This is a genomic window from Geobacter sp. (genome assembly GCA_009684525.1).
Lineage (GTDB): Bacteria > Desulfobacterota > Desulfuromonadia > Geobacterales > DSM-12255 > Geoanaerobacter.
The window spans coordinates 717101-735403 of record WKKR01000001.1 but is presented as its reverse complement, the minus strand read 5'-3'; the positions used below and the strand labels follow the sequence as shown (position 1 = coordinate 735403).

The 18303-nt window shown below is 61.7% G+C and carries 10 protein-coding genes; all 10 read left to right on the top strand.

Annotated features, from left to right (window positions below):
- The first annotated feature begins 67 nt into the window (after positions 1–67).
- The 10 genes from GJT30_03280 to GJT30_03235 all read left to right on the top strand — a co-directional run bounded on the left by GJT30_03280 (position 68) and on the right by GJT30_03235 (position 18292).
- Complete coding sequence (locus GJT30_03280; protein ID MSM38632.1) at positions 68–9991, top strand: PKD domain-containing protein; 9924 nt, start codon at positions 68–70, stop codon at positions 9989–9991.
- Positions 9992–10045: 54 nt separating this feature from the next.
- A complete protein-coding gene (locus tag GJT30_03275; GenBank protein ID MSM38631.1) occupies positions 10046–10729 on the top strand; it encodes a PEP-CTERM sorting domain-containing protein in 684 nt (227 codons plus the stop codon).
- A gap of 153 nt (positions 10730–10882) precedes the next feature.
- On the top strand, positions 10883–11623 hold the full coding sequence (locus GJT30_03270; GenBank protein ID MSM38630.1) for a hypothetical protein: 741 nt from the start codon (positions 10883–10885) through the stop codon (positions 11621–11623).
- Between the two features lie 17 nt (positions 11624–11640).
- Positions 11641–12810, top strand: coding sequence for a cycloartenol synthase (locus GJT30_03265; protein ID MSM38629.1), 1170 nt, complete (start codon positions 11641–11643; stop codon positions 12808–12810).
- 8 nt (positions 12811–12818) lie between these two features.
- Positions 12819–14021: a 3-dehydroquinate synthase gene (locus GJT30_03260; GenBank protein MSM38628.1), complete on the top strand. Its 1203-nt coding sequence runs from the start codon at positions 12819–12821 to the stop codon at positions 14019–14021.
- Positions 14018–14329 (top strand): hypothetical protein, encoded by a 312-nt coding sequence (locus tag GJT30_03255; GenBank protein MSM38627.1) that lies wholly within the window; start codon positions 14018–14020, stop codon positions 14327–14329. Before GJT30_03260 ends, GJT30_03255 begins: the two co-directional genes overlap by 4 nt.
- Positions 14316–15119: a metal-dependent hydrolase gene (locus tag GJT30_03250; protein MSM38626.1), complete on the top strand. Its 804-nt coding sequence runs from the start codon at positions 14316–14318 to the stop codon at positions 15117–15119. Before GJT30_03255 ends, GJT30_03250 begins: the two co-directional genes overlap by 14 nt.
- Complete coding sequence (gene eboE / locus GJT30_03245; GenBank protein ID MSM38625.1) at positions 15095–16207, top strand: metabolite traffic protein EboE; 1113 nt, start codon at positions 15095–15097, stop codon at positions 16205–16207. Before GJT30_03250 ends, eboE begins: the two co-directional genes overlap by 25 nt.
- Positions 16200–17570, top strand: a complete 1371-nt coding sequence (locus GJT30_03240) for an alkaline phosphatase family protein (GenBank protein MSM38624.1) — start codon at positions 16200–16202, stop codon at positions 17568–17570. Before eboE ends, GJT30_03240 begins: the two co-directional genes overlap by 8 nt.
- Entirely contained in the window at positions 17570–18292 is a 723-nt protein-coding gene (locus GJT30_03235; protein ID MSM38623.1) for a prenyltransferase, read from the top strand. The genes GJT30_03240 and GJT30_03235 overlap by 1 nt, the downstream gene beginning before the upstream one ends.
- Positions 18293–18303 lie beyond the last annotated feature (11 nt).

The window sequence follows — 18303 nt, the reverse complement described above, 5'->3', positions numbered from 1 at the left end:
TATCTATGCATAACCCTTGGTTTGTTTTCATTTGTCCGGTTGCGACCCGGTTCCTGTTGCAGGATCGATGGTGCGGAAGTGTCGGCAGCAAGGCAGTCGTATCAACGAATATTCCCATGTCATGACTTTCTTTTCACTATTCTTGTGGAGGTTCCCCATGAAGCCGTGCAGATCAAGATGGTTGGCCGTAGTGAGTTTGCTGGTGCTGCTGTTGGCCTGCGTCTCCTCCGTCTCTTACGGGCTCTATACCACCGACTGTTCGGGCAACTTCGAGGTAAAGACCGTCTTTGACAAGAACGATACGGTCTGCGTATCGGGTATGGCGCTATCCAAGATCAACCTGTACGACATTTACCCCTGCACCGATGCCTATATCATGGACAACCGCATCTGGAGCGGCGGCGAAACCCTGGCCGACGTCATGGGATCGGAAAACCGGCTCTGCAATTATATTCAGGGCGGCTTTCTCGATGAGGTCATCGCCCTCCCTCCTCTGAAGGTCGGCAAGTACGACGTGGTTTTCGATAACGGCGACGCAAAGTTCGGCGCCGGGGACCAGGTTGAAAATGCCGGTGCCGGATACCTGTTCGAGGTCGTTGACCTCGGCCACCCGGCTGTGGATTCGTCGGCACTCAAGAGCGCGGCCCAGGGGATATCCCAGGGCTACTCCGATTCCATCGACCAGTGGAATGCAGCCTGCAACATCCTCGACGCCCTCGGCGGTGCGCTCAGCCTCATGTCGGGCGACGTGGTCGGAGCGGCCATCGGCGTTATCGGCAACATCACCGGCATCCCCACCGACTACAACGGTGCGGTAATCGCCCAGGCCACCGCCCTGATCGGCGGGTTCGACAAGAATGCCACGCCGCAGAAGGCATCCGGGATCTACGGCAACATCGCCAAGCACTGGTACGACCTCTATGAAGATCCGCCCGATGCCAACTTTACCGTGCTGGCGCCGCTCGATTTCTCCGCCCTCAATGCCGAACTGGCGGCCCAGTCCGTTGCCGGCTCTTATCCGTTTCAGGTCAAGGGGACCGACCCCCGGGAGGCGGTGCTGATCAAGATTGCCAACCGTTCGGTCGAGCAGGCGGTACTGGTCAAGGCGCTGCGCCAGTCCTACGAGAAGTACCAGGGAGCGGTTGCAGTATCAAATTATGAGTATGCCTTCCGCCAGATAGAGCAGGCACGACAGTACGGCCAATGGCTGGCCGCCAACCTCGACGCCATGAAGGGCGACCTGCAGAACGTGAAAACGGTCTTCGGGTTTTACGGCACAGCGGACAAGATCTACCACGTAGCCGACCTGCAGTCCCTGAAAGACCGTGTCACCGCAACCGGTCTCACTGCCGACGAGATCCAGTCGCTGAAGAATGTTGGTTTCAGCGACAGCCGCATCGATCTCCTTACACAGTATGTCAAGGCAATCAGGGTGCCGGCAGCGGACTTCTCGCTGTCGGGTTCCGTAAACAATCTCACCGCAGGTATCGATACGGCAATTCCGGCGGTTCAGACCTTCAACGCCAATGCACTGGCAACAATGAACAACCTTGTGACCGAATTTACCCCGCACCACCCGGTTGCTGATGCCGGCGGTCCGTACATCGGCGTGACCGGCACCCAGATTACCCTCAATGGTGGCGGCTCTTCCGACCCCGATGTGGGCGATACACTGACCTATGCATGGGACTTGAACGGCGACGGGATCTTCGGTGATGTCGCCGGTGTTACAGCCCTGCACACCTGGACAACGCCGTTCTCCGGTCTCATCGGCCTCCAGGTGACCGATTCCACCGGCAACAGCGCCATCGGTTATGCCCAGGTCGTCATCTCGACTAACAACGCGCCGCCTGCCATCTCAGCATTCGCTCCGGCATCGAGCAGCCCGAGCGCGAGCGTGCTGCAGCCGCTTTTCTTTACGGTATCCGCGTCCGATCCGGACGGCGATCCGCTGACGTATGAGTGGTCCGTGGACGGTACCTTCGTCGCAACCGGCACCAGCTTCACCCTGACCCCCGGCGCAACGGAAAGCGGCACCAAGGTCGTGCTGGTAACGGTGCGCGACAACAACCCCGCCAGCCGCGACACAATAGAAGGCAGGGTCGTGAGGATCTATTCCGATGCGGACAGCGACGGCTATGATTCCTCCGTGGACTGCAACGACAACGACTCTACCGTCCATCCGGGAGCCGTCGAGATCCTCGGCAACGGCAAGGACGACGACTGCAACCCGGCGACACCCGACATCCTCTGCGGCGGCCTGCCGCCGACGGCTTTCTACCTCGATGCGGACGGCGACGGCTATGGCAACCCGGCAGCGGTCGTCTATGCCTGCTCCGCACCGGACGGTTACGTCGTTGACGGCACCGACTGCAACGACGCCGACCCGGCCGTCCACCCCGGTGTCACCGAGGTCTGCAATGGCAAGGACGACAATTGCAGCGGCCAGATTGACGAAGGGGTGAGCCTCACCTTCTACCGCGACGCCGACAGCGACGGCTATGGCGATCCGCTGGCAGCGCTGCAGGCCTGTTCGGCGCCGGTGGGGTACGTGACGAATAATACCGACTGCCTCGATACCAATGCCGCTGTCAACCCAGGCGCTGCGGAGATCACCTACGACGGCATAGACAACGACTGCAACCCGCTCACCTTCGATACGGTCGATGCCGACGGCGACGGCTACCCGAGCAGCGTCGACTGCAACGACAGCGATCCGCTGGTCAACCCCGGCCGGCGCGAAGTGCTCCACAACGGCAAGGACGACGACTGCAACCCGGCCACCATGGACAACTGGTCGAAGAGCTTTGTCCTCGGCATCGACGACGCCTCATGGATCTATTACGCCAAAAGCAATGGCGACGGCACCTTCAGCAATTACCGGACCCTCGATTATCTCGGCAGCGGGACCTCGCGCGGCATTGCCATCGAAGACTTCAACAACGACGGATTCCTCGATTTCGTTGCCGGTCGCGGCAACGGTTCCATCTATCTCTTTCTCAATGATGGTACAGATACCTTTACCAACAGCGGCGTTGTCGGCACCCATCCGAACCCGAGCGGCTATATCATGGACATGGCGGCCGGCGATTTCAACAACGACGGGTTACCGGACTTCATCGCCAACGGCAACACCAACGTCCTTGCTCTGTTCCTGAACGACGGCAAGGGCGGGACCACCCGGTCGACCATAACCCTTCCCAACACCGGCCGCGGGCTCGACGTTGCCGACTTCAACGGCGACGGCAACCTCGACTTCGCCGTCTCCTTCTACGGCACCAACAATGTCTGGGTCTACCGCGGCAACGGAGCGGGCGGATTCACCGGCGGCGTGGTCGGCACCGCCACAACCTCGGCAAACGACAACTACGCCCTGGCAGCCGCGGATTTTGACAACGACGGCAAGACGGACATCATCGTCGGCGGCAGCTCCAATGGCGATACCTATTTCTTCAAGGGGAACGGCGACGGCACCTTCCTGGCCGGCGTCCTGGTACCGACCCTGGATACGGACAACTACCACAATGCGATAGATGCCTACGACCTGAACAATGACGGCAAGGTGGACATCGTCATGGGGAATTACAACTCCAACAACAGGCTCTGGTTCTATCCCGGCAACGGCGATGGCACCTTTGGCACCCGGACCGCGATCAGCCCCGGCGGCACCCGCTCAAGCCTCTTGTCGGCAGCGGCGCCGCCGGTTGCCACCAAGGTGGCGGGGGCTCCCTTCGCGGTCGTCAACCCGAAGGCTCAGTCGGTGGCCGTCGGCTCGCCGGCATCGCTCGACGGTCTCTTCTCTTACGATCCCGACGGCTCCATCGCAGCCTATGCCTGGAAATTCGGTGACGGCGGGACCGCTGCCAATGCGACGGTCTCCCATCCCTTCGCCACCGAAGATCGTTACCTGACCAGCCTGGTGGTGACCGACAATGACGGCCACGCAGCAACCGATACTGCGATAGTGAAGGCGCTCGGCGCGCTGCCGGTGGTCAATGCCGGCGGACCCTACTCGGTCGGCGAGGCCCAGGCGAGCAGCGGCCGCTATTCGGTCGTGCTCGACGGCTCCGCATCCAGCGACGATGGCGGTATCGCCAGCTACGAGTGGGATTTCGGCGATGGCCTTACCGACGATTTCAACGACGGCAATACCATTGGCTGGAACCCGCTCCAGGGGACCTGGACGGTCGATAACGGCAGCTACCGGCAGACCAACGCCACTATCGACCGCTCCGACACCTTGACCGGCAATGTCAAATCGGGCGATTACACGGTGGAGGCCGATGTGATGCTTCTGGCCGGTACCGGTCAGGAAGCCCAGCTCATCTTCCGCGGCATTGACCAGAACAACCACTACGAACTGATCTTCAGGGGGAGGGGCTATAATGACATGCTCTTCTACCGCTGGATCAACGGCGGCGCGTCAAACCTCGCCTCAGTGGGGCTCGGTTTCGTTCCACAACTGAACACCTGGTACCACCTCAAGGTTGAGGCCTACGGCAGCAGCTTCCGCTGCTACCTGGACGGTTCGCTGATGCTCGTAGTCAACGATTCCAGCCTGCCCACCGGCAGAGTCGGCTTCTCCACGTACTATTCGGACGCCCGGTTCGACAATCTCAAGGTGACATCACGGGGGACCGGTGCGAACCCGACCCACCTCTATGCCGAGGGGAGCTACACGGCAACCCTGAAGGTGACCGACAAGGTCGGGCAGACCGCCACGGCCACTGCCCCGGTGACTGCGGCCAAGGGTACCCCGCCGGTGGCCGATCCGGGCGGTCCGTATCTCCTGGATGAGACCCTGGCCAACCAGAACAGGTGGACCGTTTACTTTGACGGTTCCGGCACCACCGACGACACGGGAATCGAATCGTATTCATGGAACTTCGGCGATGGCAGCGCCCTCGGGACCGGTCAGAAGCCGAGCCACGTCTATACCGGCGTCGGCACCTACACTGTCACACTGACCGTCATCGACCGTGCCGGCCAGAGCAATACGGCGTCGACTACCGTTACCACCTCGGGGAATGCTCTGCCGGTAGCGAATCCCGGCGGTCCCTACACCGTGAACGAAGACCAGGTCGTCAACAAACACTGGACCATCAACGTGGATGCCGCTACGTCCACGGATGATGTCGGCATCTGGAAATACGAATGGAACTTCGGCGATGGCACGGCCGTGGTAACGACCGCGACCGCCACCCACACCTATGCCGTTCCCGGCACCTTTACCGTGACCCTGAAGGTCACGGACCACGCCAACCAGTCCCATACCGCCACAACCACGGCATCGGTGGTGACGACCGGCGCACCGACTGCCAATGCCGGCGGACCCTATGTCACCGAGCCGAACATGCCGGTTGTCTTCGACGGCACGGCGTCCACCGACAATACCGGCATCTTCTCCTACGCGTGGAACTTCGGTGACGGCACCACCGGCAAAGGGGCGCAACCGATCCATACCTATTCTTCGACGGGCAGCTATCCCATCACCCTGACGGTGCAGGATGCAGCACTGCAGACCGCAACCGCAACCGCGACGGTAACGGTGGTGGTCGGAAATCCGCCGGTTGCCAATGCCGGCGGTCCGTATACTGCCAATGTGGGTGCGCCTGTACGCCTCAACGGTTCGGCATCGACGGACGATTACGGCATCGCCTCCTACCAGTGGACTGTCGGCTCTTCCAGCGTCCTGATCGAGGACGCCTTTACCGGCACGGTCATCGATACGGGGAAATGGCTCTTCCCCACCTCCGGGGTAACCCAGAACAATGCCGTCACCCTGACCGGAAGCAGCGGCTGGGGGTCTCGCTACCTGTTCAGCAATACCGATTTCACCCTTGACGGGACAGCCGTCCTGGCGGGCCAGATCACGCAAACCGCTGGCGGCTACCTGATGTTCGGTTTCAAGAATACCACCACCAACTTCAGCTATGAACAGATGCCGTATGCCCTTTATTTCAACAACGGCGGGCTGTATGTCTACGAAAACGGCTCCAACCGCGGCCAGTTCGGGTCCTATGCCTCCAACACCGCCTACGATGCAAGGATCGAGCTGAAGACCTCAGTAACTGGTGGGGTCAATGGGGCACGCTATTACTACAAGCCTGCTTCCTCAACGGTCTGGACTCTGCTGTACGACTCTTCTTTTGTCCCCTCGTCCATGTCGTTCAAGGTAGGGGCTTCCTATTACAGCGGTACTTTTGTCATCGACAACATCGTTCTCTCTGCCGGCACCCAGACGCTGTCGGGTGAAAAGCCGATCATCATACCGATTGCTGCCGGGACTCTGCCTGTGCAGCTGACCGTTACTGATGGCGCTGGTCAGACCAGCACGGCATCGTCCACTCTGACAGTCAGCAGCGATCCGCTGGTCATCACAGCCCCCTGGCAGTTCACCGGCGGGATAGAGGTGCCGCACGACACCTGGAGCGGCGAAGAGGTGATCCTCAAGGCGGTGGTGAAGTCGGGCAAGACGCCGATCACCTATGTGTGGGATTTCGGCGACGGTACCTCTTCCACTCCGGCAACGGTGACCGACAGCTACAACCTCTCTGCAAAGCATACCTATACCGCTGCCGAGGGGACGCCGATCACGGCCCGCATAACCGTGACCGATGCCGACGGCAGGAGTTCCTCTGACCTCTATCCGATCATCATCCGCGCCAAGACGCTCAGCGTGGAGGTGAACAAGGCGGTCGACGATGGGCTCTGGTATGTGCACACGACGCAGAACCGCAGCAACGGCAGCTGGCAGAGCAGCGGCTATACCACTGGGTACTATTCTTCGCCGACCGCCTCTGCCATCCATTCCATGGAGATCAACGGGCATCTCGAAGTGGGCGATTTCAGCAACGACCCCTATGTTGAGGATGTCTGGCGCGGCATGCAGTATGTCCTGACCACCCTCAACACGGCAGCCATCGGCGATCAGGCCTATGGCGACCCCGATGCCAACGGTAACGGCTACGGCATCCAGGTCAATTCCGGCAGCCCCATTTACGAGGGCGGGCAGGTGATGATGGCCCTGGTGGCTTCCGGTACACCGACCCTGAAGGCATCGGCAGGAGGGTCCGGCATTATCGGCAGGAGCTACCGCGAGATCGTCGAGGACATGGCCGAGATGTACTACTGGGGCCAGGGTGACGACGTGTCGGGCTATGGTGCCGGCGGCTGGCGCTACGGCTGGCAGGGGCAGGCTGACAACTCCGCCAGCCAGTGGGCGGCACTCGGCTTCGAGGCTGCCGAGGAGCAGGGATGGATCAAGGTTCCCCAGTGGGTCCGTGACAGGAACACCGTCTGGCTCGCCTACAGCAGAAGCGCTGACGGCAACGGCTACGGGTATACCAGCGCGGGCAATGACGTTGCAACGACACCGTCCGGTCTTGCCCAGGTGGCGTTCGACAAGATCTCGACGACCGATATGCGCTGGAAACAGGTCGAGAACTTCCTCGCCTCCTACTGGGACAGATGGTACAACGGCTCCGGCAATTACTATGCGCTCTATGCCCTGGCCAAGGCCATGCGCACTGCCAAGCCGCAGGAGATTACCATTCTGGGCGAGGGGACGCAATATGCCCTCGACTGGTACAACGACCCGACCCGTGGGATGGCGCGCACCATCGTCAACCAGCAGGATGCCAACGGCATGTTCACCGGAGGCAGAACCGATACCGGCACCCATTGGGTTGAAGGCCCGTTCCGGACCGCCTGGGGGGTCATCATCCTGACCAAGACCCTGTTTGTGCTGCCGCCGGTGGCGGTTGCCGGCGAAAACAAGGTCTGGGGGATCGACTGGCCGCTGACCCTTGACGGTTCCAAATCCTACCACCTCGATCCGTTCCGCAAGATCGTCAAGTACGAATGGGACGTCAATGGCGATGGCGTCTACGAGTACAGCAGTGATCAGCCGACCGCAACCCATACCTATACCCAGTTGGGGACTTATAAGGTCACCCTCCGGGTAACCGACAACAACGATCCGCCCAAGTACGACACCAACTCGATCACGGTCGTGGTCGCAGTGCCGCCGCACCCGCCGGTGGCCAATCCGGGTGGGCCGTATGTCGGTTTCGTCGGCGTACCGCTGCAACTCGATGGGAGCGGATCGTACGACATCGACCCGACCGACTTCATAACGGCCTATGAATGGGAACTGGATGGGGCATACCCCTATAACTTTGCCGACGCCACCGGGGCCACGCCGACCTTTGCCTGGAATACCCCCGGCACGTACAACATCGGCCTCAAGGTGACCGACAATGGCGTTTTGAGTCCGAACAGCGAGAAACTCTCCGATACCAAATGGACGACGATCACCATCAGGCAGAACAATCCGCCGGTGGCCAATGCCGCTGGCCCCTACACTGTCAACGAGGGAGAGACGGTCGAGCTCAATGGCAGCGCGTCGTCCGACCCGGACGGCAATCCGCTTACCTACGCCTGGGATCTGGACAACGACGGCTCCTTTGAGACTGCTGGCGTCAATCCGCAGTTCAGCCGTCCCGACAACGGCACCTTCACCGTTCGGCTCAAGGTGTCAGACGGCGCCCTCGAATCGGTTGCCACGGCCACGGTAGAGGTGCTGAACGTGGCACCTGCGGTCAGCGGGCCGGCACCTGCAACCTTCAATGAGGGTGGCAGCTATGCATCGGCCGGTTCCTTCAGCGATCCGGGTGCGGACACCTGGACGGCGACCGTCGATTACGGCGACGGCACCGGCGTGCAGCCGCTGACGCTTTCCAGCAAGAGTTTCAGCCTGAACCATCCCTATCCGCAGAACGGCTCCTATACCGTGACCGTGACCGTAACGGACAAGGACGGCGCCAGCGGATCGGCAACCGCCCTGGTGACGGTGAATAACGTTGCCCCGTCGGTCAATGCCGGGCCTGATGCGACCTTGAACGATACCCGCTCCTATGCCGGCTCTGGCTCGTTTGCCGATCCGGGCGCCGACTCCTGGACGGCCACGGTGAACTACGGCGACGGAACCGGGCCGCAGCCGCTCCTGCTCAACCCGGACAAGACCTTTGCTCTTGCCCATACCTACAGCACCAACGGCAGTTTCACGGTGACGGTGACGGTGAGCGATGCCGACGGCGGCAGCGGTTCGGACACGGTCGTGGTGCTGGTCAACAACGCAGCACCGATCGTCAATGCCGGCCCCGATGCGGCGCTGCCCGAGGGGAGCCAGTTTACCAGCAGCGGTTCATTCACCGACAGCAGCTCCACCAGCTGGACTGCCACGGTTGACTACGGCGACGGTTCGGGGGTCCAGCCCCTCACCCTCAACCCTGACAAGACCTTTGCCCTGAACCACCTCTACCCGCAGAACGGGGCCTACACCGTGACGGTTGCCGTCACGGACAACGACAACGGCACGGGCAGCGACACCGCCCTGGTAACGGTCGGCAACCTGGCCCCGACGGTCAATGCCGGACCGGACGCTGCCATCGCCAGCGGCGGGACATTCACTTCAGCTGGTTCGTTCTCCGATCCGGGGGCCGATACCTGGAGTGCAACCGTCGATTACGGGGACGGATCGGGTCTGCAGCCCCTGGCTCTCAATCCCGACAAGACCTTCAACCTGGGCCATCTCTATGCCGTGCCGGGGAGCTTCCAGGTGACGGTGACGGTGCGCGACAACGACGGTTCCACCGGTTCCGATACCGCCATCGTGTCGGTCAGCACTCCGCTCTGCCTGACCACGCTCGTTGCCAGGGCCAAGACCGGCCTGGTCCAGCTTACCTGGTCGGTGACCGAGCATACGCCGACCACACAGTACGATATCTACCGGAGCACCACAGGCCCGACCTCCGGCTTCACCAAGATCCGTACCGGTTACACCAACACCTATCCGGTCTTTGTCGATTCCGGTCTGACAAACGGCATCACCTATTACTACCGGATGGAGAAGTCGCTGGCTCCGGCAGCCTCCGGGTATTGCAGCTCACGGGTTGTATCCGCGACACCAGTCGCGTTGACGAAATGATTTTTGCATGGAGACGATGGAACCATTCCCGTCTCGAACATTCCGGAGGTTGTCATGGAAAAGAATAGGTGTATTGGAATTGTTGCAGGGTTGGTCTTGTTGCTGAGCGCCGTGACTGCACAGGCACTCCCCACGAATACCCAGACGGAATTTCTGGTAAACGGTGCGAGTGCGCTTGCCGATGGCATAGATTCCGGCACCGGGCTCGGTACGCGATCGTTTACCTTTACCCAGGCAGGAAGCTACAATGTCAGGGCTTTTTTCGACCTTGATCTTTCCCTGTATACTACCGGGTTTTCGAACGAGTACGGACAGCTTTTCAATGGCAGCTCGATCAAGTCAGGACAGAGTTGGGAGGTTGACGAACCAGGTTATTGGATCGGGGATCTCTATTCCAATTTCAACGGTGCCGGGTTCGACAATACCCTCGGGACCGGAGGGGTAACGACCGACCAGTTCCCCGATGACGTGGCAGTTGGTCTGGGGTGGCAGTTCACCCTTGCAGAGGGGGAAATGGCATCACTCTATTTTACTGCGAGCGACATGGCACCGACTGCCGATCTCCTCTATCTGGCGCAGTTAGAGGCATGGGGATTGAATGATCCCGTCTACTTCTATACCGATCTGGTAATCGAGCCCGCCGGTCCGGCCCCGATCCCCGAACCCTCGACCTTTGTCCTGCTCGGTTCGGCTCTGGCCGGCCTCGGGCTGTATGCGCGGAGACGACGCGCCAACTGATCTTCATTCCCGTTCGTTTGCTCCATGAAACGGATGCACGGGGCTCCAGAAGGGCGTAGGCAGCTGCTCCCCCCTTTTGGAGCCCCTTTTGACAATTGCCTGTGCTATGCAACAATGGTACAAGTTTCCATGCCCTGTCCCGAAGGAGCTGCCATGACAAAAACCGTCGCCGCATTGCTGCTGGCCCTGATCTTCGGCCTGTCCACCCTGCTGTATGCGGAGTCTCCCCCGCAGGTTGCCGCACCGCCACCTGGCATGATGCCCCCGCCGCCGCTGCCGGGCGAACTGCCGGACCGGCACACCTTCCGGGTCTCCCCGGTGGAACAGGTGGCGCCCGGCCTCTACCGGGTGGGCGACATCCTCATCGACAAGAAGGAGCGGACGGTCTCCTTCCCTGCCGAAGTCAACATGGACAAGGGGCTCCTGGAATACGTCCTGGTCCGGACCGGCGGCAAGACCCACGAGAGCCTGCTTCGCACCAGGATAGAGCCGTACAATCTGCAGGTCGCCTGCCTGTTGCTCGGCATCGAAGGGACCGCGACGCCGTTGGCGTTCCAGGGGGCGCCTGAGACCCCCAAGGGCGATCCGGTCGCACTTTCCATCCACCTGCCAACCGGAGCCCCAATCAAACCTGAACAGTGGATGGTCAGGACCGTTGACGGCGTGAACCGCGACCTGTCGGACCTGCGCTGGGTCTTTACCGGCTCCGTGGTCACGAGCGGCCGTTTCGCGGCCCAGGCCGAAGGGTCGATCATTGCCGTGTTCCACGATCCCGTCGCCATGGTCGACAATGCCTCTGCCGGTGGTGAGAGCGACAAGATCTGGTTCGTAAAGGAAGGAACGGTCCCGCCGGTCGGAACGCCGATTACTCTGGTGATCAGGGCGATCAAATAACGATGGGAGCCTCTGCCATGAAAAAAGTGACGATCTTCTGTATTGTATCCATGCTCTGTCTCCTTCCCCTGGCTTCCGTCGCTGCCGACAAGGTGGTGGCCCGGTCGAAACCCGACATCTCCCTGAAGCTGGAGCTGGAAAACGCCATCGGCCGGGGGCTCGGCTGGCTGGCCGCGAAACAGCAGCCCGGTGGGTACTGGGCACAGCCGGAATACCCTGCATTGACCGCCCTGGCGCTGACCGCCTTCCAGGGCGACCCTTCCCGCTACTATCTGAAGAAATACGAGCCCCAGGTGAAGTCGGGCTATGCCTACCTCGTCTCCTGCGCCAGGCCGGACGGCGGCATCTACGGGAAGGACCTTGCCAATTACAATACCTCCATCTCCATGATGGCGTTGCTGGTTGCCAACAACCCGGACTACGAGCCGCTGCTCAAGAAGGGGCGGAAGTTTCTCATCGGCCTGCAGGACGATTATGGCGTGAAGGGGGTGGGGGACGATCCGCTCGACGGCGGCATCGGCTACGGCGGCACCTACAAGCATTCGGATCTCGCCAATACCACCTTTGCCCTGGAAGCGCTCTATTACAGCCGCTACCTGAAGAGCGACCTGGCCAACGATCCGGATGCCAAGGACCTGAACTGGAAGGCAGCCGTACAGTTTATCAGCCGGACCCAGAATCTCCCCGGCTCCAACGATCAGGCATGGGCCAGCGACGATCCGGCCAACAGGGGAGGATTCGTCTATTTCCCAGAAAACAGCAAGGCAGGGGAGCAGAAACTGGAGAGCGGCAGGACCGCGCTCCGTTCCTATGGCAGCATGAGCTATGCAGGGCTTCTGAGCTTCATCTATGCCCAGGTCGACCGGAACGATCCGCGGGTCAAGGCGGTCATCGAATGGCTCGGTAGGAACTATACCCTGGACGAGAATCCGGGTATGAAGAAGGAAGGGCTTTACTATTACTACCATACCATGGCCAAGGCGCTCTCCGCCGCCGGGATCGAAACCCTGACCCTCAAGGACGGCACCAGGGTCAACTGGCGTCAGGACCTTGCGCGCAGGCTCCTCGACCTCCAGCGGGAAGACGGTTCCTGGGTGAACGACAGCGGCCGCTTCTGGGAAAAGGACCCGAACCTCGTCACCAGCTATGTGACCATCGCCCTGGAGATCATCCACCGCGGACTGTAGGGACGACCATGCAGACCATCACCCAGCAGTTCAGCGTCAGTTATTCGTACCCGGTCGTTTTTTCGCGCAATGTGTTCGACCGGGAGAACCCGCTGCTCGCCGACCTGGTCGGGCAGGGGGGGTGCGGGCACAACCGCGCCCTGGTGGTGATCGATTCGGAGGTGGCGCGTCTGCAGCCCGAGCTCCTGGAACTGATCTGCCGCTATGGCGAACGGCATCTTCCGGGGCTTTCGTTCGTTGCCCCTCCCTTCGTTGTCCGGGGGGGCGAGATCTGCAAGCGCGAACCGATCGAAGTGGAGCGGATACACGCTCTGGTGGAGCGGCACGGCCTCTGCCGCCATTCGTTCATCATCGCCATTGGCGGCGGAGCGGTGCTGGATGCCGCCGGATTTGCGGCAGCCACCGCGCACCGCGGGGTCCGGCTCATCCGGATGCCGACCACCGTGCTTGCCCAGAACGATGCGGGCGTCGGGGTGAAAAACGGCGTCAACGCCTTTGGCCGGAAGAATTTTCTCGGCACCTTCGCTCCCCCCTTTGCCGTGGTCAACGATTTCGAGTTCCTCCGCACCCTGCCGGCCCGCGAACTGAGGGCCGGGATGGCCGAGGCGGTGAAGGTGGCGCTGATCCGTGACCGGCCGTTTTTCGATGCGCTCTTTGCCTCCCGTCACGAGCTGGCGCGGGCTGCCTCCGAGCCGATGGAGCGGATGATCGTGCGCTGCGCCGAGCTCCATCTCGAACATATCCGCGGTGGCGACCCCTTCGAGAGCGGCTCGTCCCGGCCGCTGGATTTCGGACACTGGAATGCCCACAAGCTGGAAGAGTTGACCGACGGCGCCCTCAGGCATGGTGAGGCGGTGGCGATCGGGGTCGCCCTGGATTCCCTCTACTCAAGGCAGTGCGGGTTGCTGTCCGAAATCGACCTGCACCGGATTCTCTTGTTGCTGGAGGATCTCGGCTTTGCCCTCTACCATCCATCGCTCGCCTGGCTGGATGTGGAAAAAGCCCTGTGCGATTTCCGGGAGCATCTTGGCGGGGAGCTCACCATACCCCTCCTGGAGGGGATCGGCCGGAAGGTGGAGGTTCACGGGGTCGATACGCAGCTGATGAAGCGCTGCATGGCGCTTCTGGCCGAGCGTTCAGCCAGAAGCGGCCTTGCCCCTGACGAACGCCCCGGCACCTTCATTTCCACCGACACGGGAGAATGCCCATGACCGCCCCATACCGGCCGCTCGACGCGAGCGCCATCATCGACCTCTACTTCATCGAAAACCGTGCGCGGCTGCTGGATATCGCCTCGTTCCTCGACCGGATCGACCGCCATGAAGGGGCACAGGAGGCACGGCAGGATTTCCGTTATCAGGCCTTTGCCAAAGCCCTTGCACTCCTGGACGGCAGCAGCGGGAACCGCGCCGCGGCAATCCAGATGGCATTCAGCGATCTCTCCACCGAACCGCTGGAGAGCGCCGTCGGCCTGAAGGCGGTCGGCGCCTGGAAAGGGGAACCCGATGCAGGCGATTGATCCCCATATCCATATGGTCTCACGGACCACCGACGACTATCTCAAGCTTGCCATCGGCGGTATCCACACGGTCAGCGAGCCGGCGTTCTGGGCCGGTTTCGACCGGAGTTGCGCGGCAAGCTTCCGCGATTATTTCCATCAGCTGACAGTCACCGAACCGGCACGGGCCGCCCGTTTCGGCATTGCCCACTACTGCTGGATCGGGTTGAATGCCAAGGAGGCGGAGAATCTCTCCCTGGCCGAAGAGGTGCTGGCCATCATGCCGGAATTTCTCGATGCACCCACAGCCATCGGCATCGGCGAGGTGGGGCTGAACAAAAACAGCCGCAACGAGATCCGGGTGCTGGAGCAGCATCTGGAGATGGTTGCAGAGCGGAACGAGCTGCTGCTGATTCACACCCCGCACCTAGAGGACAAGTTGAAGGGGACCCGGATCATTATGGACATGATCCGCTGTGAGCCGCGGATCGACCCTTGTCGGGTGCTGATCGACCATGCCGAGGAGCATACCATCAGGGAGATCAAGGATAACGGTTTCTGGTTCGGGCTTACCCTCTATCCGAATTCGAAGGGGAGCCCGGAACGGGCCATCGATGCGGTGGAGATTTACGGCACCGAGCGGATCTGCATCAACTCCTCTGCCGACTGGAGCGTCAGCGATCCGCTCTCGGTCCTGAAATGCGCCAACGAGATGCGCCGGCGCGGACACCCGGCCGACGCGATTACCACGGTCTTTTACGACAACCCCAAAACATTCCTTTCCCAATGTCCCAAATTCCGGATCGGCTGATCACCTATTGCACCAATATCCATCCCGGCGAGACGTGGGAAGAGACCTTTGCCGCGCTCAAGGCGCACGTCCCGGCGATCAAGGCAACGTGCTCGCCGCGCCGCCCGTTTCCCGTCGGCCTGCGGCTTTCGAACCGCGCAGCAGCGGATCTGACCACGAACGGGTTGAGCGCCTTTGCGGACTGGCTCGCCGAAGAGGACTGCTTTGTCCCGACCATCAACGGCTTTCCCTTTGGAGCGTTCCACGGCGCCAGGATCAAGGAGGGTGTCTATCTCCCGGACTGGCGCAGCCCGGAGCGGGTCGCCTACACCATCCGCCTGGCCGACCTGCTCGCAGCCCTACTGCCGGCGGGCAGTGCCGGCTCCATCTCCACCGTACCCCTTGCCTTCAAGAAGGGGATCGCTACGAGCGATCTGCCGACGATCCGGAAACAGCTGAAATCGGTCCTGACCCATCTCTCCGTGATTGCGGACAGGCAGGGGAAGGATATCCTGCTGGCGCTGGAACCCGAGCCGGGCTGCCTGCTGGAGACCACCGACGAGGTCTGCCGGTTCTTCGAAAGCATCGCCTTTTCCCCGCGGCTTCGCAGGCATCTCGCCATCTGCTACGACTGCTGCCATCAGGCTGTCGGCTTCGAAGAGCCGTCGGAATCGCTGCGCCGGCTCGCTCAAGCGGAGGTTCCGCTGGCAAAGGTCCAGGTTTCTTCGGCACTAAAGCTGAACGGGGCTGATGCCGCGCTGCTGAAGGGCTTCGACGATCCGTGCTATCTGCATCAGGTGGTGGTGAAAGGGGATGACGGCCGGCTGTCGCGCTATGCCGATATCGGAGAGGCCCTTGCCGGTCACGCCGCCCGGAGAGAAGGCGAATGGCGCTGTCATTTTCACCTGCCGATCCATCTGGCCGGTTCTGGCCCGTTCGGCACGACCCAGGGGTTCCTGGCCGATTTCCTCCCCCTGATCGGGCGGGATCTGCTCCTGGAGGTCGAGACCTACACCTGGAGCGTGTTGCCGGACTTTCTTCGCGAAGAATCAGTGACAGACTCCATCATCCGGGAAATCAGCTGGCTGGAGGCGCAACTCCATGCATAGAACGGTCGTCCTCAATGTCGTCGGTCTCACCCGCGCGCTGCTCGGCACTCCCCGTACCCCGCGTCTGAACAGCTTCGGCACTGCCTGCGCTACGGTCGATTCGATGATCCCGGCCGTCACCTGTCCGGTTCAGGCGACCTACCTGACCGGCAGGCTTCCCTCGGAGCATGGGATCGTCGGCAATGGCTGGTACGACAGGGATCTGGGGGAGGTCCTGTTCTGGAAGCAGTCGAACCGGCTGGTTCGGGGAGAGAAGATCTGGCACGAGGCGCAGCGCCGGAACCCTGCATTCACCGTCGCCAACAGCTTCTGGTGGTTTGCCATGAACAGCGACGTCGACTGGTCCGTGACGCCGCGTCCCCTTTATTGCGCCGATGGCCGCAAGCTCCCGGACTGCTACACCATGCCGCTGGAGCTGCGCGAGAGCTTCACCCGCGAGTTCGGCCAGTTCCCCTTGTTCCAATTCTGGGGGCCGGCAACCTCCATCCGTGCCAGCCAGTGGATCGGCGCTGCCGCCATGGCCATCGAGGAGCGCTTTGCGCCGTCGCTCCACCTGGTCTACCTCCCGCATCTCGACTATTGCCTGCAGCGGCTCGGTCCCGCAGGGGAGATCGGCTCGGATCTGCAGGAGATCGATGCGCTCTGCGGGAAGCTCATCGATTTCTTCATGAACCGGGGCTGCCGGGTGATCGTGCTCTCGGAGTACGGCATTGCCCCGGTTTCCCGGCCGGTCCACCCGAACAGGATACTGCGGGAGGCGGGATTTCTCTCCCTGAAGGTCGATCTCGGGCGGGAATACCTCGAACCATACACCAGCAAGGCCTTTGCCGTGGCCGATCACCAGGTAGCCCATCTCTACGTCAGGGAAGAGAGGGACATCCCGGCGGTGAAGGAGCTGTTCTCCCGCGTCGAGGGGATCGGCCAGGTCTGGGGGAGGGAAGATCAGCGCCTCGCCGGTCTGGACCACGAGCGATCGGGCGACTTGGTGCTGGTTTCGGCTCCGGGAAGCTGGTTTACCTACTACTGGTGGATCGATGACGCCAGGGCCCCTGACTATGCCCGGACCGTGAACATCCATGCCAAGCCGGGCTACGACCCGTGCGAGCTCTTCATCGATCCCGCCATTTCCCTGCCCAAGGCACGGATCGCCTGGACCCTGGCGAAGAAGCTCCTCGGCTTTCGCTACCTGATGGATGTGATACCTCTGGATGCTTCACTGGTAAAGGGATCGCACGGGATACCCCCTGAACATCCCGATCAGGGGCCGCTGTTCATGACCAGTGAATCTCGGTTGCTCGACAGAGGGACCATGCCGGCTACCGGCGTCTACCCGCTGCTGCTCGACCACCTCTTCAGGGAGTAATCGTGGCGTTTCGCACCACCGTCAAGGGGTACCTGGACCTCTGCCGGATCACCAACCTGCCGAGCGTCTGGACCAATGTTCTCTGTGCCTTTCTGCTTGCTGTGGGCGGCCGGTTTTCATGGCAGGGCTACCTGCTCCCGGCGTTCGCGCTCTCCTGCTACTATCTGGCCGGCATCTGCCTGAACGACCTCTGTGACGCCGCGCACGACAGGGTCAGCCGCCCCTGTCGCCCCATCCCGTCCGGAACGGTGCCGCTGCGCGGGGCCCAGGCCCTCACGGCGTTCTTCTTCCTGGCCGGGACGGCCACCGTGCTGGCAACTCCTCATCTGGCAGGGCTTTTGGCTGCGATCCTCCTGATGGCCGTCATCGTCTGGTACGACTGCAGGCACAAACAGAACCCCCTCAGTGTCCTCCTGATGGCGCTCTGCCGTTTTCTCGTCTTTGCCGTGACCGCCCTGGCCGCAACCGGCCGGTTATCAGCGCTTCCGGCGCTTGCCGGCGCTCTCCAGTTCGCCTATGTCGTCTGCATCAGCCTTGTTGCCCGCCACGAGAACGCCCGAACGACTCCCTTTCCCTTCCCGGTGATCCCCCTGATGCTTGCCGGCATCCCCCTGCTGGATGGCGTCATGCTGGCACTGCTCATAAGCCCGAACTGGTTCCTGGCCGGCCTGGCCGGGTCAACCCTGATGCTGATCGGGCAACGGTTCGTCAGAGGCGACTGATTGACCGCACA